Here is a 23,077-nt window from a genome sequence, read left to right on the forward strand (position 1 = left end):
GGTCATGCGTTCACTGCCTCGACAGTGGCCGCGGCCAGCCGCGCGAACTTCGCCTTCTCGATTTCCTTCTCGGCCAGGGTGCCATCCAGGGCGGAGTCGATGATGCCCTCCACCTCGTCGGCCAGGAACGCCATTCCCTCGACCTTGGTCACCGACTGCACGTCGACCAGGTACTTGCCGCGGAGCAGCAGCGCGAGCTGGCCGAGATTCATCTCGGGCACGACCACCTTGCGGTACTTGGTCAGCACCTCGCCGAGGTTGGCGGGGAACGGGTTGAGGTGGCGCAGCTGAGCATGGGCGACCTTGATGCCGTTGCGCCGCGCGCGCCGGCACGCCTCGCCGATCGGACCGTAGCTGCTGCCCCAGCCGAGCATCAGCAGCTCGGCGTCACCGGTGGGGTCGTCCACTTCCAGGTCGGGCACGGCGATGCCGGCGATCTTCTCCTGACGCAGCCGCACCATCAGGTCGTGGTTCTTGGGCTCGTAGGAGATGTTGCCCGAACCGTTGGCCGACTCCAGACCGCCGATGCGGTGCGCCAGGCCCGGAGTACCGGGGACGGCGAACTGGCGGGCCAGTGTTTCGGGATCCCTGGCGTAGGGCTGGAACGGCTCACCCTCCTTGGCGAAGGTGTGCTCGATCGGCTCGTAGGTCGAGATGTCCGGGATCGCCCACGGCTCAGAGCCGTTGGCGATCGCGCCGTCGGACAGGATCATCACCGGCGTGTGGTAGTTGATCGCGATGCGTGCGGCCTCGACTGCGATGTCGAAGCAGTCCGAGGGCGAGCGCGGCGCGAGCAGGGCCACCGGTGACTCGCCGTTGCGCCCGAACATCGCCTGCAGCAGGTCCGCCTGCTCGGTCTTGGTCGGCAGACCGGTCGAGGGGCCACCACGCTGCACGTCGACGACGACGAGCGGCAGCTCGGTCATCACTGCCAAACCGATGGCCTCGGACTTCAACGACACGCCCGGGCCGGAGGTGCTCGTGATACCGAGCGCGCCACCGTAGGACGCGCCGATGGCTGCGCCGATGCCGGCGATCTCGTCCTCGGCCTGGAACGTCATCACATTGAAGTTCTTGTGCTTCGAGAGCTCGTGCAGGATGTCCGACGCCGGGGTGATCGGGTAGGTGCCCAGCACGATCTGCAGGTCGGCCAGGTGCCCCGCGGCGATCAGACCGTAGGCGAGCGCCGTGTTCCCCGAGATCTGGCGGTACTCACCGGTCTTGAGCTTCGCCGGCGACACCTCGTAGGTGGTCGCGAAAGCCTCGGTGGTCTCGCCGAAGTTCCAGCCCGCCTTCAGCGCCAGCACGTTCGCCTCGGCGACATCGGGCTTGCGCGCGAACTTCTCGCGGATGAAGGACTCGCTGTGCTCGAGCTCGCGGCCGTACATCCAGGACAGCAGACCGAGCGCGAACATGTTCTTGGCGCGCTGACCGTCCTTCTTGGTCGCGCCGATCGCCTCCACGGCGCCCAGCGTCAGCGTCGTCATCGGGACCGCCTGCACGACGTAGTCGGACAGCTCCTCGCTCTCCAACGGATTGGCGTCGTAACCGACCTTGGCGAGGTTGCGCTTCGTGAACTCGTCGGAGTTCGCGATGATCAGACCGCCGCGCGGGAGGTCGGACACGTTGGCCTTCAGGGCGGCCGGGTTCATCGCGACCAGCACGTCGGGACGGTCACCGGCGGTGAGGATGTCGTAGTCGGCGATCTGGATCTGGAACGACGACACACCGGGCAGCGTGCCCTGGGGGGCACGGATCTCGGCGGGGTAATTGGGTTGGGTGGCAAGGTCATTGCCGAACAGGGCCGCCTCAGAGGTGAAGCGGTCGCCGGTCAGCTGCATGCCGTCGCCCGAGTCGCCGGCGAATCGGATGACAACCTTCTCGAGCTTCTGCCGAGGGGCCCCCGCGGTGCTCCCGGCCACGCTGCCGTTCTCTCCCACTCGCCTGCCTTCCGTGTCGTCCCCGGGTGCTGTCGGGGCCCGCATCTGGCGAAGTCCCACCGAGTCGCAGTCACTGTGACGCGCCGCCAGTGGTCGTCCACCAAAGTTTGGTGTCACTGTCAGTACCGATTATTGCACTTCTCTTAGGTAGCCCTATACCGGGCGCGAAGGTTGCCTGCAGGTAGACGCCGACAGAACGCGCTGCTCAGCGCATCGCCGACCGCGACCATGAGACAAAAGTGTGTTGTTCGTCACGTTCACGAGACATGTCGCGGGGGTCGAGGATTCTTAGAAAAAGTTACCAATCAGTAGCAGCCAGCTAGCACTGCTTTGACCGATTTCGTCAGGGGATCGGCATGTTGTACGGCGTGATGACCTGAATGGGAACCGGCCGGGCCGGCTCGACGGGCAAAGCGCCCTGCTCCTGCAGGAGCAGACGGATCGCCTGGCGCGCGTCGGCACGCAGGTCGTTGTGCAGAACCGCCGAGATCCGGCCGTCCCTGAGCAGACGCCGGTTGTCGGCATCGAGGTCGTGGGCCACGAAGACCCGGCAGGTTCGGCCCAACTTCTCGAACGCCGACACCGTCGCCACGTTGCCGCCCCCGACGGAGTACACGGCCTCGACGCCCGGGTTCGCCGCCAGCGCATCGTGGACCAGGCGCTCGTTAGTCGCGTCGATACCGTCGCTCTCGCTGACCTCGACGACGGGTCGTCCGGACCCGCGCAGTGCCGACCGGAACCCGACCTCGCGCTCGCCCTCGCCGCGGAAGACCGTGCGACTCAGGGTGATCAGCACCCCGGACGGCGAGGCGCCGAGCCACTGCTCGACCAGATACGCGGCGGTGACGCCCGCGCCGTGGTTGTCGATACCCACGTATCCGCAGCGCGAACTGGCCGGGACGTCGGTGGTGTAGGTGACGACGGGGACGCCGGCCTCGGTGAGACGGTTGACGGCCTCGGCGACGTCGGGCTCGTCCTGCGCCTTGAGGACCACACCGTGGCTGCCCCGGATACGCGTCAGGGCATCGACCATCTGGGCGGTGGAGCCTGTCTCCCACAGGTGGAATCGCGCGCGCACCATCGCCGGGGCGAAGGCGGGCAGCTCGGCCTCGACCGCGGCACGGAAGGCGTCGGAGAAGCGCTGCGGGGTCTGCATCACCACGTCGACGAGGAAGCGGCGGCCGTTGAGACGCAGCTGCGCGCGCTGCTTGTCCAGATCGGCGATCGCCTGCCTGACCTCGGCCACGGTGTTCTCGCGCACCCCGGGCCTGTTGTTGAGGACGCGGTCCACTGTCGCTTCGCTGAGCCCAGACTGCTGGGCGATCTCGCGGACCTTGTAGCGGTGCGGCACGTCATCCCCTTCGGCCAGGGCCAGATTGTGAGGTGTTTTTGATGGTTTTCTGCGGTTGATTGCGGTCTCGATCACAGCAAGACTAGCGGGCATGGCAACACCTCTCGACATCGCCGGACGCATTGTGGCGGCGCCGTGGCTCGAGGAGTCCGACTTCGACCTCGACGACTTCCGGGCGCAGGTCGAGCGGCACACCGAACCTGCCGATCACCCCCACGCCGCCGAGGTGCGCGACAACGTCCCGGTGTACTCGGCGCCGGCACTGCTGCGGGCCGACGGCCGGCGAGCCGTCCAGGCCGAACTGATCCGGGCGCTGAGTGACGGCCCGGGCGTCGTGGTGCTCACCGACGCGTTCGACGCCGCCGTCGTCGACCGCGCCAGCGACGCCTTCTTCGCGCTCATCGAGGCCCAGCGCGCCGGCCGTGAGGTCGCCGGCGACCATTTCGGCCAACCCGGTGCCAATGACCGGATCTGGAATGCGGCGCAGAAACTCGCCCTCCACGACCCGGCGGTGTTCGCCGACTATTACGCCAACGATGCGCTGGCACTGGTCTGTCAGGCGTGGCTGGGACCCAGATACCAGGTGACCTCTCAGGTCAATGTCGTCAACCCCGGCGGACGCGCCCAGGTCCCCCACCGCGACTACCACCTCGGCTTCGTGCCCGAAACGCACCTCGCCGACTATCCGGCACACATCCACCGCACGTCGCCGACGTTGACCCTGCAGGGCGCCGTCGCACACTGCGACATGCCGGTCGAGAGCGGGCCCACCATGCTGCTGCCGCACTCGCAGAGGTTCCGCGGCGGCTACATCGCGTTCAACCGTCCCGAGTTCGTGGACTACTTCGCGGCCCACCACGTGCAACTCCCGCTGCAGAAGGGCGATGCGGTGTTCTTCAGCCCCGCCCTCTACCACGGCGCCGGCACCAATTCGTCGTCCGACGTCCGGCGCATCGCGAACCTGATGCAGATCAGTTCCCCATTCGGCCGGGCGATGGAGGCGATGGATCGCACGGCGATGGTCCGCGCGGTCTACCCGTCGCTGCTGGCGATGCAGGCCGCAGGACGTCCACACCGCGACATCGTCAACGCCGTCGTCGCCACCGCCGAGGGCTACGCGTTCCCGACCAACCTCGACAGCGACCAGCCCCTCGGCAGCCTCGCCCCGCCCAGCCAGGTCGACATCGTGCTCGACGCCCTCGCCCACGACCTCAGCCCCGCACAACTCGACAATGCGCTGCGCGCGCAGGACGAACGGAGAAACCCATGACCACCCTCGGCCTGATCGGGCTCGGCAGGATCGGCGCCTTCCACGCCGACACCCTGACCAACCTTCCGGAGGTCTCCGGCCTCGTCGTCACCGATGAACGGCCCGACGTCGTCAGTGCGGTTGCCGCGAAATACGGAGCCACACCCACGGATTCGGTGGAGAAGCTGCTGTCCTCGGGGATCGACGGAGTTGTCGTCGCCGCAGCCACACCGGCGCACGCGGAGCTGACCCTGGCCGCCGTCGAACGCGGACTGCCCACGTTCTGCGAGAAGCCCATCGCGGCGAGCGCAGTCGAGAGCGCCCGGGTGGCCGACATCATCGCGCGCTCAGGCGTTCCGGTACAGGTCGGTTATCAGCGCCGGTTCGACGCCGCATTCGCCGCGGTCAAGAACGCGGTGGACGGCGGCTCCCTCGGGCCCCTGCACACGGTGCGCAGCACAACGATGGATCCCGCGCCCCCGCCGATGGATTACATCGCGGGCTCCGGCGGCATCTTCCGCGACTGCGCGGTCCACGATTTCGATGTGATCCGGTGGGTCACCGGTCAGGAAGTCGTGGAGGTGTACGCGACAGGCAGCGTTCAGGGTGATCCCCTCTTCACCGAATACGGCGATGTCGACACCGCCGCGGTCGTCGTCCGCTTCGACGGCGGCGCCCTCGGGGTCGTCTCCGCGGCCCGCTACAACGGACGCGGTTACGACTGCCGGCTGGAGGTGCACGGTTTCGACGACACCGTCGTCGCCGGATGGGACCAGGGCGCGCCGGTGCGCAACGCGGACCCGGCGAACTCGGGTGCTTCCGGGTTCCCGTCGGGCATACCGCATCACTTCTTCATGGACCGGTTCACCGAGGCGTTCCGCACCGAACTGTCCGAATTCGTGAAAGTCGTTCAGGGCGGCCCTGTTCGGGGCGCCACGGTGGCCGACGCCGTCGAAGTGGCATGGATCGCCGAAGCCGCCGCCGAATCCCTGCGCACCGGCGCCCCGGTCCGCATCGATGCCGTCAAGGAGGCGACGAAGTGAAGATCGCCGGTGCCCCCATCTCGTGGGGAGTATGCGAGGTCCCGGGCTGGGGCCACCAGCTGAGCGCGGATCGCGTGCTGACCGAGATGCGTCAGGCAGGTCTGACCGCCACGGAACTCGGCCCGGAGGGCTTCCTGCCGACCGACACCACCGAGCTGGTGCAACTGCTCGACGGCTACGGCCTGTCGTGCGTGGGCGGTTTCGTGCCGGTCGTCCTCTACCGCGACGACCACGACCCCGTCGATGACCTCGCCGGCCCCCTCGAATCCCTGATCGCCGCCGGCGCACGCGTCGTGGTGCTGGCCGCGGCGACCGGATCCGAGGGCTACGACACGCGCCCCCGGTTGGACGACGCGCAGTGGCGGACACTGCTGTCCAATCTGGATCGGCTGTCCGATCTGGTCTCGGCCCGCGGGCTGACCGCCGTGCTCCATCCGCACGTCGGCACGATGGTCGAGACCCGCGCCGAGGTGGACCGCGTGTTGACGGGTTCGCGCATCGCGCTCTGCCTGGACACCGGACACCTGCTGATCGGCGGCACCGACCCCATGGCGCTGACCACAGAGGTTCCCGAGCGCATCAAGCACGCCCACCTCAAGGACGTCGATGCCGCGCTGGCCGCCAAGGTGCAGTCCGGCGAGCTGACCTACACCCAGGCCGTGTCGGCCGGCATGTACGTGCCGCTGGGCGCCGGCGACGTCGACATCGCGGGCATCGTGAAAGCGTTGGAACAGCACGGTTTCGACGGCTGGTATGTGATGGAGCAGGACAACATTCTCGACGGCGAACCCGTCGGTGAAGGTCCGCTGGGCGATGTCCTCGCCAGCGTCTCGTTTCTGCAGGGCGCGGTCGCCGGCGTCACCTCGTGACGCTGCGGATCGGCGTCCTGGGTGCCTCACGCATCGCGGAGTCGGCGATCGTCGGCCCCGCTCAGGAGCTCGGGCACCGGCTCGTCGCCGTCGCCGCCCGCGATCCGTTGCGCGCCCAGGCTTTCGCCGACAAATACGGCGTCGAGCGGGTGGTGCCGACCTACCGGGACCTGATCGACGACCCGGACGTCGACGTCGTCTACAACCCGCTGGCCAACGCGCTGCACGCGCCGTGGAACCTGGCTGCCGTGGCAGCGGGCAAAGCGGTGCTCACCGAGAAGCCCTTCGCCCGCAACCGGGACGAAGCAGCACAGGTCGCAGCGGAGGCCGAGGCGGCGGGCGTGACGGTGATGGAGGGTTTCCACTACCTCTTCCATCCCGTCAACCGTCGGGCACTGTCGTCGGCCACCGACGGGACTCTCGGCGAACTGCGCCGCATCGAGGTCCGGATGGGAATGCCCACACCGCAACCCGACGATCCACGGTGGTCTCTCGAGCTTGCCGGCGGCGCATTGATGGACCTGGGTTGCTATGCGCTGCACATCATGCGGCGATTCGGTGAACCTTCTGTCGTGCGTGCCTCCGCGGTCCAACGCTCCCCCGGCGTCGACGAGCGGTTCAAGGCCGACGTGGTGTTCCCGTCGGGTCTCACCGGCCTGACGATCAATTCCATGGTCGATGACGAGTACTCGTTCACCCTGCGACTGGTCGGGTCCCGTGGAGAAGCGTTCGTGCACAACTTCATCAGTCCCCGCGACGACGACCGGCTCACCCTGCGCACCGCGGAGGGCACGACCGTCGAACATCACGGCACCCGGGCCTCCTACACCTACCAGCTGCACGCCTTTGCCGACCATGTCCGCAACGGCACGCCCGTTCCACTCGACACCGCCGACGCCGTCGCGAACATGGCCCTCATCGACGAGGCCTATCGCGCAGCGGGTATGCAGCCCCGCTGAGTACGCGATCAGGCCCCCCGCTTCCGCGGGGGGCCTGATGCGTTGGGTTCCTACTCGTCGGACCCGCCGGAGGAATCGCCGCCTGCGGCGCCCGTGTCGTTCGACGGTTCGTCGGTGTCGGTGGTGCCGTCGGTGTCGCTGGTGTCCTCCTCCTGCGCACCGGTTCCGGCGTCCGCCCCGGACCCGGCCTCGTCCTGCTGGCCGTCGTCGACCGGGGCCCCATCGCCGTCCGTCGGCTCTTGGACGGAGCCGTCCGTCGGCTCCTCGACCGAGCCGTCCGTCGGCTCCTCGACGGGAGCGTCAGCCGGCGCCTCCTCAGCAGGCGTCTCCTCGGCGGCCGGCGCCGCCGGCACCTCGGCGGGGTCGGGCGAGACGGTGTCGGCAGCAGCAGTCGGTTCGGTTGTCGCCGAACCGGTTTCGGTAAGCGACACCGTGACGGTCGCGGCCGACGCAATCGTCGGCGACGACACCTCGTCGAGCACGCCGGCCTGGCGCGTCGTGGCCGGCTCGGCGCCGATCGCCGCGGCGATGGCCCGCGGGATGTTCACGAAGACCGCCTGAATCAGCCCTGCGCCGAACGGATTGTCGCTGACGGTCAGCAGGCCGGGCAGGGTGTTGCCGAGCTCGTCGGTGTAGCCGTTGAGCACGGCACCGATGATCCGCGCCGGCACGTTGATCACGGCGGTGAGCGCCTCGATGAGGTCGCCCGCGCCGAGGGCCTCGACGATCTCCTGCACCGAGGCGCCGAAAGCGTTGATCGGCGCGACGATGGGGCCCACCACGGCCGTGAGCAGCGGTACCGCGTTGGCGTTGTCGAACAGGGCTGCCACGGCATTCGCCAGATTCTGCGCGATCGCTCCGGGCACCTCCAGGAGCCCGGACTGCAGCAGCGGGAGTCCGATTCCGCTGATCACCGGGCCAAGGACGAGCGTGGAGGTCAGCGTCGCGACCCCGGCCGCGATGTTGCCCTGCTCGATCTGTGCGAACGCGTCCCGGATGCCCGCCTGCAGCCCGAAGGGGTTGTCCGGCGAGACGTAGTCCGCCAACCCCTCGATGATGCCCTTGCCCGCGGCGGCGACCGTCTGGAGATACCCGAACTGGTTCTTCAGGATCTGCCGCAGCACGGGCAGCGGATCGGACAGGACCTCTTCGCCGAGCCCGCCGATGTTGTCGATGGCCGCGCCGAACACCTGCGTCCACAGCGCGATGGGGTTCGGCTGCGCGGCGAGCTGGACCGCGGCGGACGAGACGGTCGGGATCTCGACCTCCGGCAGCGGCAGGTGAACGGGCGCCACCGCAATGGCTCCCGCCCCGACCAGCGCGACTCCTGTTGCCAAGTACGGCCTGACTGCAACGTGCATGGATCCTCCTTTGATGTGCACGCAAACACCTACGGGCCGGTAATTTACTCAGAAGTAAGTTGACATGTACAGCGAATTCGTCAAGAAACTCATTCGCATCGTCACAGAAGCGCAGGTCAGCAAATCGCGCGGAGCGAACGCATTCCGCAACGCCGGATACGCCGAGTGACGACGCGCCAATGACAGCAAACTCAAGACAGGTACCTGGGCGGCCAGATTATGGCACGGACGTTCCGATGTTTGTCATGACATCGCAGGCACCGAGACGTGGCGATGCCGCAGGTGATCGACGCGCACCCGGAGCTCAGGCCGGATTCAAGATCAAATGGTCGGTTTTCAAGATCGAGGAAGCGTCAGGGCCCGGCAACGGGCGGCGATCCGTGGCGGCGCGGTGTTTGTGTCCCTCGGACGGAGATCGGGCAAGGGGGTGACACGGCCGGACATTTCGGCCCCGGTCGGCGTGTCGCCGAGTGTGTCAGCGGCGACCGGAGCCGGCGTCACGTCGTTCGTGCCAGCGCAGGCGCAGCAGCAGCAGTCCGCGGTGCGCGCGCCATCCCGCCGACAGCGGATCACGCCACACGGGCGAATGGGCCCTCAGTACGCGGTCACTGTCCATGAGCCCCATTGTGCCGGGCGTCTGGACCGCGGACCGCGCGACGACGGTACTGACACCGTGTCGAGACGGTGAACGTTCCGTTGCGCGACGCGGGAAGGCGACCCGGTGTCGGCAGGGTCGCCGGCCCGCCGCGAGGCGTCAGTGGACGTCGAACTTGCTGGCCAGCGCCAACAGCGTCGACTCGATGCCGTCGGCGTTCTTCTTCTGCATGCCCAGCAGATCGATGACGAAGGGCACTTTGGCCGTCGAGTAGTCGAATGTCTCGGTGACCTTCGTCGCACCGGGGCCGACCTCGGCGAGTTCCCAGCGCCAGCGGTGACCGAGGGGGTGTTCCCACTCGACGACCTTGTTCTCCTCGACCGTGGTCGCTTTGGAGGTGATCTTGTAGGGCAGGCCGTACTGGGTCATCCCGACGGTGAACTTGTCCCCGGCACTCAAGCGGTGCGGCCCTTTGACCTCGACGTCCCGGACGGTTCCGGACCCGTCGATCTCGGGGTGACGATGCGGGTCGGCGATCAGGTCGAACAGGGTCGCGATCGGCGCGGAGACCTGGACGCTGCGGCTGACGGCCTTCGGGCCTGCGTCTTCTGTCTTGATGGTGGAGATGGTCATGGACCGTTGTTACCCGGCGGGCGACCGCATCAATCGGAGCGACGGCGGGCTGACCGCACACCACCGCCGCCGGCAGCCACCGCCGCCGCTGCCGCCGCCGCCGCCGCCGAACTGAGGTTCCCGGTCGTGGTCGCACGCGACATCACGACCGGGAACCTCAGTTCGGCGCAGGGCTCAGTTCTTGGCGGCCCGCAGTTCGTGGGTGAGCGCTTCGAGCTCGTCGCCGCCGGCCATCTCCTGGGTCAGGTGCTCCAGGGTGATGTCGTTGTAGGTGCAGTCGAGCTTCTGCCTACCGCGGTTCAGCAGCACGAAGTGGTCGCCGACCATGTGCGCGTGGTGCGGGTTGTGGGTGATGAACACGACGCCGAAGCCGGCCTCCTTGGCCGCGGTGATGTATTTCAGGACCACACCGGACTGCTTGACACCCAGCGCCGCGGTGGGCTCATCGAGGATCAGCACCCGCGCCCCGAAGAACACCGCCCGCGCGATCGCCACGCACTGGCGCTGCCCACCGGACAGCGAACCGATCGGAGCGTCGACGTCGGGCAGATCGATGCCCATCTTCGCGAGCTCGGTCAGCGTGGTGGCCCGCATGGCGTTGGCGTCCAGCGAGAACGGGAACGACTTCTTGCGCACCTCTTGGCCGAGAAAGAAGTTGCGCCACACCGGCATCAGTGAGACGACCGCCAGGTTCTGGTACACCGTGGCGATGCCCTTGCCCAGCGCGTCGGCGGGTGAGGCGAACTTCGTGGGCTCACCGTCGACCAGAAGCTCTCCTTCGGACTGCTGGTGCAGACCCGCGATGATCTTGATCAGTGTCGACTTGCCGGCGCCGTTGTCGCCCAGGATGCCCGTGACCTCACCGGCGTGCACGCGAAGGCAGATGTCCTTGAGGGCGGTGATGTTGCCGTAGGTCTTGCCGACGTTCTTCAGCTCGACCAGCGGCACCCGTCCCCCGGAGGGCGCGTCGCTGTTCGGCTTTTCCATGGAGATGGTCATCGGATCACTTCTTCGCTGCGTAGTTACGGAAGGCGTTGTTGGCGATCACCGCGAACAGGAGCATCGCGCCCAGGAAGAACTTGAACCAGTCCGGGTCCCAGCCCGCGTACACGATGCCCTGGTTGGTCATACCGAAGATGAACGCACCGATCGCGGCGCCGATGGCGGTGCCGTACCCGCCCGTGAGCAGGCATCCTCCGATGACGGCGGCGATGATGTAGAAGAACTCGTTGCCGATGCCCTGGCCGGACTGCACCGTGTTGAACGCGAACAGAAGATGCATCCCGACGAACCAGGCGCAGAAACCGACGAACATGAACAGCCCGATCTTCACCTTGGTGACGGGCACGCCGACGGCCCGCGCGCTGTCGGCCTCACCGCCGACGGCGAAGATCCAGTTCCCGATCTTGGTCTTGAACAGCACCCACGTGGCGATCGCGGTGAACACCAGCCACCACACCACCGTGATACGGATGCTGACCCCGAAGAGGGTGAACGACGATGCGAACACTTTCTGGGCCGAATCCCAGCCGGCCATGTCGCTCACGCTCTGGGTGGCCACCTGGCCGGCGACCAGCTTGGTGACCGCGAGGTTGATGCCCGCGAGCATGAAGAACGTGCTGAGCGTGATCAAGAAGCTCGGAATCTTGGTGCGCATTACCAAAAAGCCGTTGAAGAACCCGACGGCCAGCGCGAGGATCAGCGAAAGCAGCGCCCCCACCCACAGATTCAGGTGCAGGTTGTACGACAGCATCGATGCGGCCAGGGAGCTGAAGGTCACTGCCACACCGGCCGACAGATCGAACTCCCCGCCGATCATCAGCACCGCGACCCCGCAGGCCATGATGCCGATCGTGGAGCTGGCGTAGAGAACGGTCGCCAGCGAGGCGGCCTCGCGGAACGGCCCCGCCACGACGAGGAAGAACACGAAGATGCCGATCGCGCCGATCCCCGCACCCATCTCGGGGCGGATCAGGATGCGCTGCAGCCGGTTCCGTTCCTTCACCCGCTCGTCGCGCACCATCGTGTGGCCGCCGACGTCGAGAGCTTCTTGTGTCGTCATTGTCTTCTCCGGGCTCGCTATCGCGTTCCGGCCTTGGCCAGTTCGGCCACGGCGTCGATGTTGGACTTGTCGATGAAGGACGGGCCGGTCAGCGTGGCCTGGCCGCCACCGATGAGGTTCTTGTTGTTGAGGAACAGCCAGAGCGAATCGATGGCCAGGTAGCCCTGCAGATAGGGCTGCTGGTCGACCGCCCACAGGACGTCGCCGCTCTGGATCGCGTCGACGAGCGCGGCGTTGGTGTCGAAGGTGACGATGTTGGCGTTGCTGCCCGCATTGCTCTTGGACTGCACCGCGGTGAGGGCGATCGGGGCGCCCAGGGCGACGACGGTGTCGATCGACGGGTCCTGCTGGAGCTTGGCGGTGATGGTCGACTCCACCGACGGCATGTCCTTGCTGTTGACGTTGAGCAGCTCGGTGGGGCCTTGGAAGCCCTGGGTGACGCCGGCGCAACGGGATTCGAGGGCGACCTGCCCCTGCTCCTGGATCACGCAGAGCACCTTCTTGGCGCCATCGGCGGTCAGGCGTTCACCGGCGGAGATACCGGCCAGCTTCTCGTCCTGGCCGAAGTACTCCTGGACGCCCATGGCCTTCCAGTTGTCGTATCCGGAGTTGAAGGCCACCACCGGGATTCCGGCGGCTTCGGCCGCTTTGACGGCCGGGGCCATGGCATCGGGCTTGGCCAGCGTGACCGCGATTCCGTCGACGTTGCTGTCGATCGCGCTCTGCACCAGGTTGGCCTGGTTGGGCGCCTCGGGGTCGTTGGAATAGCGCAGCTCGATGTTGTCCTTCTTCGCCGCGGCCTCCGCGCCCTTGCGGATCAGGTCCCAGAACGAGTCACCCGGTACCTCGTGGGTGATCATGGCGACCGTCAGACGGGGGGTGTCGACGGTGCCGCCCCCGCCCCCACCCTCGCCGGACTGCTCGGGTGCGCCGCCGGTGGACGAGCACGATGCGATCCCCAGGGCCATAACGCCCACTCCTGCGAGCGCCGCGAGCCGCTTGAACGTCATTGGTTCTCCTTGTCTCCGAGACTGTCGGCGCCGCCCTCATCGGCCCCGTCGGACTTGTGCCGGGCGACACGCCTCACAGGTGATGTAATACGGCTCACACGCGAAAGTCAAGAGTTTGTCCTGACATTAGGACTGCAAGTCATTTAGGCCCAGCATTCTCGCTGTTCAGGCGGACCGGGGCGCAGTGGAGGACCGCACCACGAGAGTCGGCACCCGAACGATGTCGACCGCACCGGCGGCCGCTCCGCCGGTGCCGTCCAGCCGGTCCACGAGGCGTTCCATCGCCGCCGCCGCCAACCCCGCGGAGTCCTGGCGAAGCGTGGTCAGCGCGATGTGCGCCAGGCCGGCGAGCGGGCTGTCATCGAATCCGAGAACCGAAACCTGTTGCGGTACCTGAACTCCTGCGCGGATCAACACGTCCATCACCCCGAGGGCGCAGCGATCGTTGAAGGCGAAGACCGCTTCGGGAAGGTCGCCGCGGTCGAGCATCTCGGCCGCGGCGGCAGCCCCTTCCCGCTCGGTCAGCCCGCCGGGGCTGATCAGCTCCGACACCTGCGCCGCGGCGACCGCGCGCCGGTAACCCCGCAGCCTCTCCGCTGCGCCCGGCGCCCGCCCCCCGTCCAGGTAGTGGATGCGCCGATGCCCCAGTTCGAGCAGGTGTTCCACCCCCGTGACCGCTCCGGCCACGTCGTCGCTGCGCACCGCGTCCACCCCGCGCACGCGGCGGGTCACGACCACGACGGGCACGCGCTCCGCGAGTTCCGCGAGCCGGCGCGCCGGCAGCTGCGACCCGATCAGCACCAGGCCCTCACACCGGTCGTCGAGCAGCGTGCGCAGGGCCCGCGGCTCGTCGCGGTGCGGCGTCACCGCGCTGAGAACGACGTCGTAGCCGAGCTTTTCGGCCGCGACGTACACCCCGTCGACGAGGTCGGCATGGAATTCCTGCGCCGCGGCGAACGTCATCCCCACCAGCTTGGTGCGGTGCTGGCGCAACCGGCGAGCCCGGGGGTCCGGGCTGTACCCGATCTCCTCGGCCGCGCGCCGCACACGCTCGCGGGTACTGTCGCTGGCCCCCGCAACGTCTCGCATGACGATCGACACCAGAGCACGGGACACGCCGGCCCGATCGGCCACATCGGCAAGCGTCGGTCTGCGTTGCATCCGCACAGCCTAGAACGTTCTAGACACGCGATTGACGGCAACGCCCCGCAACCCCTAACGTACTAGAACGTTCTAGTTCCCAGTTCCGTTGGAGTCCTCTGATGTCATCCCCGCTGCCCGTCGGGCTCATCGGCGCCGGCTGGATCGGCAGCTTCCATGCCGAAACCCTGGCCCACCGACTGCCGGCCACCCGGCTCGTTGCCGTCGCCGACCCTGTACCCGGTGCTGCAGAACGGCTTTCGGCGCCGCGCAGCTATCAGGACCCGCTCGCGCTGATCGACGACCCCGCGGTGGCGGCGGTGGCGATCTGCTCTCCGGCGGCCACCCATGCCGACCTGGTGGTCGCGGCAGCGCAAGCCGGCAAGCACATCTTCTGTGAGAAGCCGATGGCGTTGACACTGGAGGACGCCGACCGTGCGATCGGTGCGGCGCGCGACGCCGGCGTCGCGCTGCAGGTGGGTTTCAACCGCCGCTTCGCCGGCGACTTCGCCGACGCCCACGACGGTGTCACCCGCGGGGCCGTCGGCACCCCGCAGATGCTGCGATCGCTGACCCGCGACCCCGGGATCGCCGCCGAGGTGGCCGCCCGGGTGAAGCCCTGGACGATCTTCAACGAGACGCTGATCCATGACTTCGACACCCTGTGCTGGCTCAACCCCGGCGCCCGCGTCACCGAGGTGTACGCGCAGGCCGACGCGCTGATCCATCCCCAGTTCGCCGATCAGGGGTTCCTCGACACCTCGGTCGTCCAGCTGCGATTCGACAACGGCGCATTCGCGACCGCCGAGGCAAGCTTCCAGGCTGTCTACGGGTACGACGTCCGCGGCGAGATCTTCGGCTCCGGCGGGATCCTGCAGGCGGGCCGCGCCCCCGAGCAGGCGGGGCGTAGCAACGTCGAGCTGTTCCATGACGCGTACGTGGCGCAGTTCGCGCACTTCGTGGACTGCGTCCAGACCGGAATCGCTCCGTCGGTGACCGGCGAGGATGCACGAGTGGCGCTCGAAATCGCCCTGGCGGCACGCGAATCCGTGGAACGCCGGGCTCCGGTGACCCTGAGCGGAGTGCTGCGGTGAGCTTTCAGCTGGCGGTGTGCGCGGAGATGGTCTTTCGCGACCTCCCGCTCGTGGACCGTGTCACGCGCATCCACGAGCTCGGTTTCGCCGCGGAGATCTGGAGCTGGCACGACAAGGACCTGCCGGCACTGGCGGCCACAGGTGCGACCTTCACGTCGATGACGGGGTATCTGCACGGCGATCTGATCGACCCGTCGACCTGTGACGACGTGGTGCGGACAGCCGAGCTCAGCATCGCGGCGGCGCAGACGCTGGGGGTCACCCGGCTGAACCTGCATACCGCCGAACTCGTCGACGGGCAGGCGGCCCGCCCGCGGCAGCGCAGCTCCGGCGCGATGTGGGTGACCGCGATGCGCACGCTCGGGCGGATCGGCGAGCTGGGTGCGGCGGCGGGTGTGACGTTCTGCGTCGAGAACCTCAACACCCTCGTCGACCATCCGGGTGTGCCACTGGCGCGAGCGAAGGACACCCTCGCACTCGTCGAGGGCGTCGGCCACCCGAACGTCAGGATGATGCTCGACCTCTACCACGCCCAGATCGGCGAAGGGAACCTGATCGAGCTGGTCCGGCGCTGCGGCGATGCCATCGGCGAGATCCAGGTGGCCGACGTTCCGGGCCGCTGCGAGCCGGGGACCGGCGAGATCAACTACCCCGCCGTCGCGACGGCACTGCGGGACATCGGCTACACCGGGACGATCGGCCTCGAAGCATGGGCAGCGGGCGCGGGTACCGCCGGGAGCGAGGCGGCACTGGCCGCGTTCGGGGCTGCGTTCGCGCCCGCCTGACGGGCGGTGCCGCCGCCCTCGCCGCGGGACGGGGTCAGCGGTCGACGAGCGTGGTGTCGAAGTAGTAGCGCGACGCGCGGTAACCGTGGTTGCCGAACTCGACAGCGGTACCCGAATCGTCGAAGGCGGTGCGCGCCATGGTCAGAAGCGGCGCGTTGGGTTTCTCGTCGAGCAGCTGAGCCTCGGCCCGCGTGGCGCTGCGTGCGCCGATCCGCTGACGGGCGAGCCGGATGTGCACACCCCGCGCGCGCAGGGACTGGTACAGGCCGTTGCTCTCGAGTTCCTCAGCGTCGGGGGCGATGTCGGCGGGCAGATGGTTGATCATCAGCGCGAGCGGTTCGCCGTTGGCGCAGCGCAGCCGGTGGATGGACGCGACCTCACGCCCCTCGGCGAGGTTCAGTTCGCGGGCGACCTCTTCGTCGGGCGGGCCGACGTGGTACTTGAGCAACCGCGTGGTGGGCTCCTGCCCGGCGCGGGCGAGATCGTCGAAGAGACTGGTCAATTCGACGCGGCGGTGCACCGGGTTCTGGACGACCTGCGTGCCGACCCCCCGCTTGCGCACGAGCAGACCCTTGTCGACGAGCTCCTGGATCGCCCGCCGGGTCGTCGGCCGTGACAACGTCAGCCGCTTGGCCAGGGCGAGTTCGTTCTCGAACCGGTCGCCGGGCGCGAGTTCGCCATCTCGGATGGCGGCCTCGATGGCCTGAGCGAGCTGGTAGTAGAGGGGAACCGGGCTTGACCTGTCGAGCTCCACTGTCAGGGGCACTTCGGCTCCGATCTCGTGAGGGGCGGGTCAACAGTAGCTGAATCCTAACACCGATTGAGATAAAGATAGAATGTCAGGACAAAGTATTGACAGGGCGCCGTGAGCCGGGGCACAGTCTTACTCAGCCACCCACACCTATCCGTCGGAGTGACTTTGATGATCAATCAGCCCCATGACGTCCTTGCGATCGGACGCTGCGGCGTCGACGTGTACCCGCTGCAGATCGGCGTCGGCCTCGAAGAGGTCGAGTCGTTCGGGAAGTTCCTCGGCGGCAGCGCCGCCAACGTCGCGGTCGCCGCGGCGCGACTCGGGAACCGCTCGGCACTGATCTCCGGTGTCGGCGACGACCCGTTCGGCCGGTACGTCCGCGCCGAGCTGGCGCGCCTGGACGTCGACAACCGCTACGTGGCGACCCACGGCGAGTTTCCGACGCCGGTGACGTTCTGCGAGATCTTCCCGCCCGACGATTTCCCGCTGTACTTCTACCGCAAGCCCAGCGCCCCGGACCTACAGATCCGTGCCGACGAGATCGACACCGAAGCGGTGCGGTCTGCTCGGTTGTACTGGTCGACCGTCACCGGGTTGTCCGAAGAGCCCAGCCGCAGTGCGCATTTCGCGGCATGGGAGGCCCGGGGGGCGAGAGCGGCGACGGGGGATGATCCGGCCCGCCGGCCCCTGACGGTGCTCGACCTCGACTACCGGCCCATGTTCTGGGCCACGCCGGGCGCGGCGACCGAACAGGTGCAGAAGGCGCTGGCGCACGTCACCGTCGCCGTCGGCAACCGCGAGGAGTGCCAGATCGCCGTCGGCGAATCCAACCCGCACAGGGCCGCCGACGCCCTGCTCGACCTGGGCGTCGAACTGGCCATCGTCAAGCAGGGGCCGCGCGGCGTCCTCGGCAAGACACGCCATTCGTCGGTCACCGTTCCACCGAACGACGTCGACGTGATCAACGGGCTGGGCGCCGGCGACGCATTCGGCGGGAGCCTATGCCACGGACTGCTCAACGGCTGGTCCCTGGAGAAGACGTTGCGCTACGCCAACGCCGCCGGCGCCATCGTGGCCGGCCGGCTCGAATGCTCGACCGCCATGCCGACCGCCGCCGAGGTCGCCGAACTGGCCGAACAGACCGCAGTGGAGGCCGTCAATGTCTGAGACACCGCGGTGCCGCGACTACGCCGAGATCACCGACGTGCGGGCCCATGACCCCGCCGCCGTCGGACGCGCCTGGCAGGAGCGCCGGACCCGATCGACCCTGCGCGGCAACGGAAGACTGATGATCGTCGCCGCCGACCACCCCGCGCGTGGCGCGCTCGCGGTCGGCTCACGGCCCACGGCGATGAACAGCCGGACCGACCTGCTGGACCGGTTGCGCGCAGCCCTGGCCGACCCCGGTGTGGACGGGGTGCTGGCCACGGCCGACATCCTCGACGACCTGGTGCTCCTCGGCGCCCTGGAGGACAAGGTCGTGTTCTCGTCCTTCAACCGCGGCGGCCTCGCGGGATCGACGTTCGAACTCGACGACCGCATGACCGGCGCCACCGCGGCGTCCACCGCCGCGGCGAAGATGAACGGCGGAAAGATGTTGTGCCGCATCGATCTCGACGATCCGGGCACGGTCGCCACGATGACGGCCTGCGCGCAGGCTGTCGACGAACTGGCCGCCCACGGCCTGATCGCCATGCTGGAGCCGTTCATGTCGTCGCGGGTGAACGGAAAGGTCAGAAACGACCTCTCCCCCGATGCCGTGATCAAGTCGGTGCACATCGGTCAGGGGCTCGGCGCCACGTCGGCCTATACCTGGATGAAGCTTCCGGTCGTCGATGAGATGGACCGCGTCATGGAGTCCACCACGATGCCGACCCTGCTGCTCGGTGGGGATCCGGCCGACCCGCAGGAGGCGTTCGCCAGCTGGGAGAAGGCACTGTCGCTGCCGTCGGTGCGCGGCCTGATCGTCGGGCGGACGCTGCTGTACCCGCCCGATGACGACGTCAGTGCGGCCGTCGCGACCGCGGTGGCGATGGTCCGATGAACTCGAAACTCTATATCCCCGCCCGCAGCGCGTCGGCCCCGTTCACGGTCGCCGTCACCCCCGAGGACGCCGGCTGGGCCGAATCATCGCTGCACGTGGTCGATCTCGAGACCGAAGGCACCGTGTCGCTGCAGACGAACGACACCGAGGTGATGATCCTGCCGCTGTCCGGCGGTGGGACCGTCGTGTGCGGTGAGCAGAGCTTCGACCTGTCCCCGCGTGCTTCGGTGTTCGACGGCCCGGCCGACATGGTGTACCTGGGTGTCGGACAGACCTACACCCTCTCCGGTCACGGACGCATCGCGATCTGCGGCGCCCGGGCGGCGAACTCGTTCCCGAACCGGCGGGTGGCCGCCGCGGACGTCGCGGTCGAACTGCGCGGCGCGGGGAACTGCAGCCGCCAGGTCCACAACTTCGGCACCGCGACGGCGTTCGAGGCCGACTCGCTGATCGCGTGCGAGGTGATCACCCCCGGCGGCAACTGGTCGAGCTATCCGGCACACAAGCACGACGAGAACACCGAGGTCGAGACGCAGCTGGAGGAGATCTACTACTTCGAGATCGACGACAGCCCAGCCGGCACACCGGGATTCGGCTACCACCGGGTGTACGGAACGCCCGAGCGGCCGATCGAGGTCCTCGAAGAGGTGCGCACCGGCGACGTGGTGCTCGTCCCGCACGGTTACCACGGCCCGTCCATCGCGGCGCCGGGTCACCACATGTACTACCTGAACGTGATGGCCGGTTCGGGCCCCACCCGCGCCTGGCTCATCTGCGACGATCCCGCCCACACCTGGCTGCGGGGCAGCTGGGAGCACCAGGAGATCGACCCGCGCCTGCCTTTCACTCCGTCTTCGCGAAAAGGGGAATGACCCGTGGTTTCCACCGCGCCGAAGTCGACCGACAAGCTCGTCGACGACGAAGAGACCGTGCGACTCACCGTCGCCCAGGCCACCGTGCGCTTCCTGGCCAACCAGTACGTCGAGCATGACGGCGACCGGCACAAGTTCTTCGCCGGCTGCTTCGGCATCTTCGGCCACGGCAATGTCGCGGGCGTGGGTCAGGCGCTGCTGCAGGACGAGGTCGAAGCCTTCGAGGCCGGCGTGGAGCCGGGCCTGAAGTACGTTCTGGGCCGCAACGAGCAGGCCATGGTGCACACCGCGGTGGCGTACGCCCGCCAGAAGGACCGGACCCAGGCGTGGGCCGTCACCGCCAGTGTCGGGCCCGGCTCGACCAACATGCTGACCGGGGCCGCGCTGGCGACGATCAACCGGCTGCCGGTACTGCTGCTTCCCGCCGACACGTTCGCCACCCGGGTCAGTTCACCGGTGCTGCAGGAACTCGAGCTGCCCTCCAGCGGCGATGTCACCGTCAACGACGCGTTCAAGCCGCTGTCGCGCTATTTCGACCGCGTCTGGCGGCCCGAGCAGCTGCCCGCGGCACTCCTGGGCGCCATGCGCGTGCTCACCGATCCGGTGGAGACGGGCGCGGCGACAATCGCTCTGCCGCAGGACGTCCAGGCTGAATCGTTCGATTGGCCGGTGTCGCTGTTCGCCGAACGGACCTGGCACATCGCCCGGCCGATGCCCGAGCGTTCGGTCATCGCCAAGGCCGCCGAGGTCATCCGTTCGGCGACCAAGCCGCTGATCGTCGCGGGCGGCGGTGTGATCTACTCCGGCGCCACCGAAGCTCTGGCCGCGCTGGTGGCGCACACCGGAATCCCGGTGTGCGAGAGCCAGGCCGGTAAAGGGTCGCTGCTGCACGAGGATCCACGCTCGGTCGGTGCCGTGGGCTCCACCGGGACGACGGCGGCGAACGCGCTGGCCAGCGAGGCCGACGTCGTCATCGGAATCGGCACCCGCTACAGCGATTTCACGTCCGCGTCCCGTACGGCCTTCAACAACCCCGACGTCCGATTCGTCAACATCAACGTCGCGTCGCTCGACGCGGTGAAGCAGGGCGGCATCAGCGTGGTGTCGGACGCCCGCGAGGCACTCGAGGCACTCGTCGAGCTGCTGGGCGACTACGCCGTCAGCGACGAATACGCCACGCGTGTGCGTGAACTGATGGCCGAGTGGAACGACACCGTCGATGAGGTGTACCGCACCGAGGACGGCGTGGCACTGAACCAGAACCAGGTGATCGGGCTGGTGAACACGCTGTCGGACGCGCGGGACGTCGTCGTGTGTGCCGCCGGTTCGATGCCCGGCGACCTGCACAAGCTGTGGCGGCTGCGCGACCGCAAGGGCTATCACGTGGAGTACGGGTTCTCCTGCATGGGCTACGAGATCGCCGGCGGCATCGGTGTGCGGATGGCCGCCCCCGATCGCGACGTGTTCATCATGGTCGGCGACGGTTCCTACCTGATGATGGCCACCGAACTCGTCACCGCGGTGCAGGAGGGCGTGAAGGTCATCCCCGTCCTGGTGCAGAACCACGGCTTCGCGTCCATCGGCGGATTGTCCGAATCGCTGGGATCGCAACGCTTCGGCACGTCCTACCAGTACCGCAGCGAGGCCGGACGGCTCGACGGGGGCCACCTTCCGGTCGACCTGGCGGCCAACGCCGCCAGCCTCGGCGCCGACGTCATCAAGGTGGGCACGGCCGCGGAGTTCGCCGACGCGGTCAAGGTCGCCAAGGCCGCCGACCGCACCACGGTCATCTACGTCGAGACCGATCCGCTGATCTATGCGCCCGACAGCCACTCGTGGTGGGACGTACCCGTCAGCGAGGTGTCCACGCTGGAGTCCACGCAGCAGGCCTATCAGCGCTACGCCGACTGGAAGAAAGTCCAACGCCCGCTGATCAATCCGTCGGATCGATGAGGTGTGCCGATGTCTGATCTGAGAATCGCCGTCCTCGGGGTCGGTGTGATGGGCGCCGACCACGTCGCCCGGATCACCTCACGCATCTCGGGAGCACGGGTGTCGGTGGTCAACGACTACGTCACCGAGAAGGCCGACCCGATCGCGTCGCAGATCGACGGTTGCCGTGCGGTGGCCGATCCCCTTGATGCCCTCGCGGATACCGACGTCGACGCCGTGGTGCTGGCCACCCCGGGCGCCGCGCACGAGAAGCAACTGCTGGCCTGCCTGGAACACGGCAAGCCCGTCCTCTGCGAGAAACCGCTCACCACCGATGTGTCGACGTCGCTGGAGATCGTTCGGCGCGAAGCAGAACTCGGACGCCCGCTGATCCAGGTCGGCTTCATGCGCCGCTTCGACGACGAGTACATGCGGTTGAAGGCGCTCCTCGACGGCGGCGAACTCGGCAACCCGCTGGTGATGCACTGCGTGCACCGCAACCCGAGCGTGCCGTCGTACTTCGACAGCTCGCTGATCGTCAAGGACTCGCTCGTGCACGAGGTCGACGTAACGCGCTACCTCTTCGAGGAGGAGATCGCGAGCGTGCAGATCGTCAAGCCCTCGTCGAATCCCGGTGCGCCACAGGGTGTCATCGATCCGCAGATCGCCATCCTGAGGACCGTCTCCGGGCGCCACGTCGACGTCGAGCTGTTCGTCACCACCGGCGTCGCGTACGAGGTGCGCACCGAAGTGGTGGCCGAACGAGGCAGCGCGATGATCGGGCTCGACGTCGGGATGATCCGCAAGGCGGCACCCGGAACCTGGGGCGGCCAGATCACCCCCGGGTTCCGCGAGCGGTTCGGCCGCGCCTACGACACCGAGATCCAGCGCTGGGTCGATGCGGTGCGGACCGCCGCCACGACGGGGACCTACATCGACGGGCCGTCCGCGTGGGACGGCTACGCAGCCGCGGCCGTGTGCGCCGCCGGCGTCGAATCGCTGGAAACCGGGCTGCCCGTGGACGTGCAGCTCGCAGACCGGCCCTGAACCACAACCATCAGCGACAAGAGGAAGACAAGAAATGACGAGCACGATTTCGCATTGGGTTGATAATGCTGTTTTTGCGGGTAGTTCGGCGGTGACGGCGCCGGTGACGAATCCGGCGACGGGTCAGACGACCGGTCAGGTCGCGTTGGCCAGTGTCGAGGATGCCCGGGTGGTCATCGATGCCGCGGCCGCGGCGTTCCCGGCCTGGCGGGACACCAGCCTGGCCAAGCGGACCCAGATCTTGTTCGCTTTCCGCGAGTTGCTCAACGAACGCAAAGGCGAGCTGGCTGAGATCATCACCGCCGAGCACGGCAAGGTCGTCTCTGATGCCCTGGGT

The 23,077-nt window shown here is 67.9% G+C and carries 22 protein-coding genes; 12 read left to right on the forward strand and 10 right to left on the reverse strand.

Translation table 11 applies throughout. From position 1 onward, the window contains the following. Positions 1–2: 2 nt before the first annotated feature. Entirely contained in the window at positions 3–1,940 is a 1,938-nt protein-coding gene (locus tag FHR72_RS19345; RefSeq protein ID WP_183471081.1) for a 2-oxoacid:acceptor oxidoreductase subunit alpha, read from the reverse strand. Between the two features lie 343 nt (positions 1,941–2,283). Beyond that, complete coding sequence (locus tag FHR72_RS19350) at positions 2,284–3,291, reverse strand: LacI family DNA-binding transcriptional regulator (RefSeq protein ID WP_183471083.1); 1,008 nt, start codon at positions 3,289–3,291, stop codon at positions 2,284–2,286. A 91-nt stretch (positions 3,292–3,382) separates the two neighbouring features. On the opposite strand from FHR72_RS19350, the gene FHR72_RS19355 reads away from it, so the two are divergent. The 4 genes from FHR72_RS19355 to FHR72_RS19370 are packed head-to-tail and all read left to right on the forward strand — an operon-like array spanning position 3,383 to position 7,411. After that, entirely contained in the window at positions 3,383–4,561 is a 1,179-nt protein-coding gene (locus tag FHR72_RS19355; protein WP_183471085.1) for a phytanoyl-CoA dioxygenase family protein, read from the forward strand. Beyond that, on the forward strand, positions 4,558–5,583 hold the full coding sequence (locus FHR72_RS19360) for a Gfo/Idh/MocA family protein (RefSeq protein ID WP_183471087.1): 1,026 nt from the start codon (positions 4,558–4,560) through the stop codon (positions 5,581–5,583). The genes FHR72_RS19355 and FHR72_RS19360 overlap by 4 nt, the downstream gene beginning before the upstream one ends. Beyond that, positions 5,580–6,452: a sugar phosphate isomerase/epimerase family protein gene (locus FHR72_RS19365; RefSeq protein ID WP_183471089.1), complete on the forward strand. Its 873-nt coding sequence runs from the start codon at positions 5,580–5,582 to the stop codon at positions 6,450–6,452. The genes FHR72_RS19360 and FHR72_RS19365 overlap by 4 nt, the downstream gene beginning before the upstream one ends. Further along, positions 6,449–7,411: a Gfo/Idh/MocA family protein gene (locus FHR72_RS19370; RefSeq protein ID WP_183471091.1), complete on the forward strand. Its 963-nt coding sequence runs from the start codon at positions 6,449–6,451 to the stop codon at positions 7,409–7,411. The genes FHR72_RS19365 and FHR72_RS19370 overlap by 4 nt, the downstream gene beginning before the upstream one ends. Before the next feature lie 50 nt (positions 7,412–7,461). Here the strand turns inward: FHR72_RS19370 and FHR72_RS19375 are convergent, their stop codons facing one another. The 7 genes from FHR72_RS19375 to FHR72_RS19405 all read right to left on the reverse strand — a co-directional run bounded on the left by FHR72_RS19375 (position 7,462) and on the right by FHR72_RS19405 (position 14,233). Beyond that, positions 7,462–8,772 (reverse strand): hypothetical protein, encoded by a 1,311-nt coding sequence (locus tag FHR72_RS19375; protein ID WP_183471092.1) that lies wholly within the window; start codon positions 8,770–8,772, stop codon positions 7,462–7,464. 475 nt (positions 8,773–9,247) lie between these two features. Further along, a complete protein-coding gene (locus tag FHR72_RS19380) occupies positions 9,248–9,388 on the reverse strand; it encodes a hypothetical protein (RefSeq protein WP_183471094.1) in 141 nt (46 codons plus the stop codon). A 138-nt stretch (positions 9,389–9,526) separates the two neighbouring features. Next, positions 9,527–10,000 (reverse strand): SRPBCC family protein, encoded by a 474-nt coding sequence (locus tag FHR72_RS19385; protein WP_183471096.1) that lies wholly within the window; start codon positions 9,998–10,000, stop codon positions 9,527–9,529. Positions 10,001–10,174: 174 nt separating this feature from the next. Next, the gene (locus tag FHR72_RS19390; protein WP_183471098.1) at positions 10,175–10,999 is read right to left on the reverse strand and encodes an ATP-binding cassette domain-containing protein; all 825 of its coding nucleotides are present in this window, start codon (positions 10,997–10,999) and stop codon (positions 10,175–10,177) included. 4 nt (positions 11,000–11,003) lie between these two features. After that, complete coding sequence (locus FHR72_RS19395; RefSeq protein ID WP_183471100.1) at positions 11,004–12,062, reverse strand: ABC transporter permease; 1,059 nt, start codon at positions 12,060–12,062, stop codon at positions 11,004–11,006. 17 nt (positions 12,063–12,079) lie between these two features. Beyond that, entirely contained in the window at positions 12,080–13,072 is a 993-nt protein-coding gene (locus FHR72_RS19400; RefSeq protein WP_183471102.1) for a substrate-binding domain-containing protein, read from the reverse strand. Positions 13,073–13,237: 165 nt separating this feature from the next. Next, a complete protein-coding gene (locus FHR72_RS19405; protein WP_183471104.1) occupies positions 13,238–14,233 on the reverse strand; it encodes a LacI family DNA-binding transcriptional regulator in 996 nt (331 codons plus the stop codon). A gap of 101 nt (positions 14,234–14,334) precedes the next feature. Between FHR72_RS19405 and FHR72_RS19410 the strand changes: the two genes are divergently transcribed. Both FHR72_RS19410 and FHR72_RS19415 read left to right on the forward strand, forming a co-directional pair. Continuing rightward, positions 14,335–15,306: a Gfo/Idh/MocA family oxidoreductase gene (locus FHR72_RS19410; RefSeq protein WP_183471106.1), complete on the forward strand. Its 972-nt coding sequence runs from the start codon at positions 14,335–14,337 to the stop codon at positions 15,304–15,306. Beyond that, positions 15,303–16,091 (forward strand): TIM barrel protein, encoded by a 789-nt coding sequence (locus FHR72_RS19415; RefSeq protein WP_183471108.1) that lies wholly within the window; start codon positions 15,303–15,305, stop codon positions 16,089–16,091. The genes FHR72_RS19410 and FHR72_RS19415 overlap by 4 nt, the downstream gene beginning before the upstream one ends. 34 nt (positions 16,092–16,125) lie before the next feature. Here FHR72_RS19415 and FHR72_RS19420 read toward each other — a convergent pair whose 3' ends face one another. Continuing rightward, the gene (locus FHR72_RS19420) at positions 16,126–16,857 is read right to left on the reverse strand and encodes a GntR family transcriptional regulator (RefSeq protein WP_183471110.1); all 732 of its coding nucleotides are present in this window, start codon (positions 16,855–16,857) and stop codon (positions 16,126–16,128) included. Positions 16,858–17,013: 156 nt separating this feature from the next. Here FHR72_RS19420 and iolC point away from each other — a divergent pair, with 156 nt between their 5' ends. The 6 genes from iolC to FHR72_RS19450 form a co-directional block, all read left to right on the forward strand. Continuing rightward, a complete protein-coding gene (gene iolC / locus FHR72_RS19425) occupies positions 17,014–18,012 on the forward strand; it encodes a 5-dehydro-2-deoxygluconokinase (RefSeq protein ID WP_183471112.1) in 999 nt (332 codons plus the stop codon). After that, positions 18,005–18,889, forward strand: coding sequence for a Cgl0159 family (beta/alpha)8-fold protein (locus FHR72_RS19430; RefSeq protein ID WP_183471114.1), 885 nt, complete (start codon positions 18,005–18,007; stop codon positions 18,887–18,889). Before iolC ends, FHR72_RS19430 begins: the two co-directional genes overlap by 8 nt. Further along, positions 18,886–19,761 carry a 5-deoxy-glucuronate isomerase gene (gene iolB, locus FHR72_RS19435; RefSeq protein ID WP_183471116.1) on the forward strand — a complete coding sequence of 292 codons (876 nt, stop codon included), beginning with the start codon at positions 18,886–18,888 and terminating at the stop codon, positions 19,759–19,761. The genes FHR72_RS19430 and iolB overlap by 4 nt, the downstream gene beginning before the upstream one ends. 3 nt (positions 19,762–19,764) lie before the next feature. Further along, positions 19,765–21,714, forward strand: a complete 1,950-nt coding sequence (gene iolD, locus FHR72_RS19440) for a 3D-(3,5/4)-trihydroxycyclohexane-1,2-dione acylhydrolase (decyclizing) (RefSeq protein WP_183471118.1) — start codon at positions 19,765–19,767, stop codon at positions 21,712–21,714. A gap of 9 nt (positions 21,715–21,723) precedes the next feature. After that, positions 21,724–22,740 (forward strand): Gfo/Idh/MocA family protein, encoded by a 1,017-nt coding sequence (locus tag FHR72_RS19445; protein WP_183471120.1) that lies wholly within the window; start codon positions 21,724–21,726, stop codon positions 22,738–22,740. A gap of 34 nt (positions 22,741–22,774) precedes the next feature. Continuing rightward, a partial coding sequence (locus FHR72_RS19450) for an aldehyde dehydrogenase family protein (RefSeq protein WP_183471122.1) occupies positions 22,775–23,077 on the forward strand: 303 nt, incomplete at its 3' end.

Origin of the sequence: Mycolicibacterium iranicum, from assembly GCF_014190915.1 — a bacterium.
Taxonomy (GTDB): Bacteria; Actinomycetota; Actinomycetes; order Mycobacteriales; family Mycobacteriaceae; genus Mycobacterium; species Mycobacterium iranicum_B.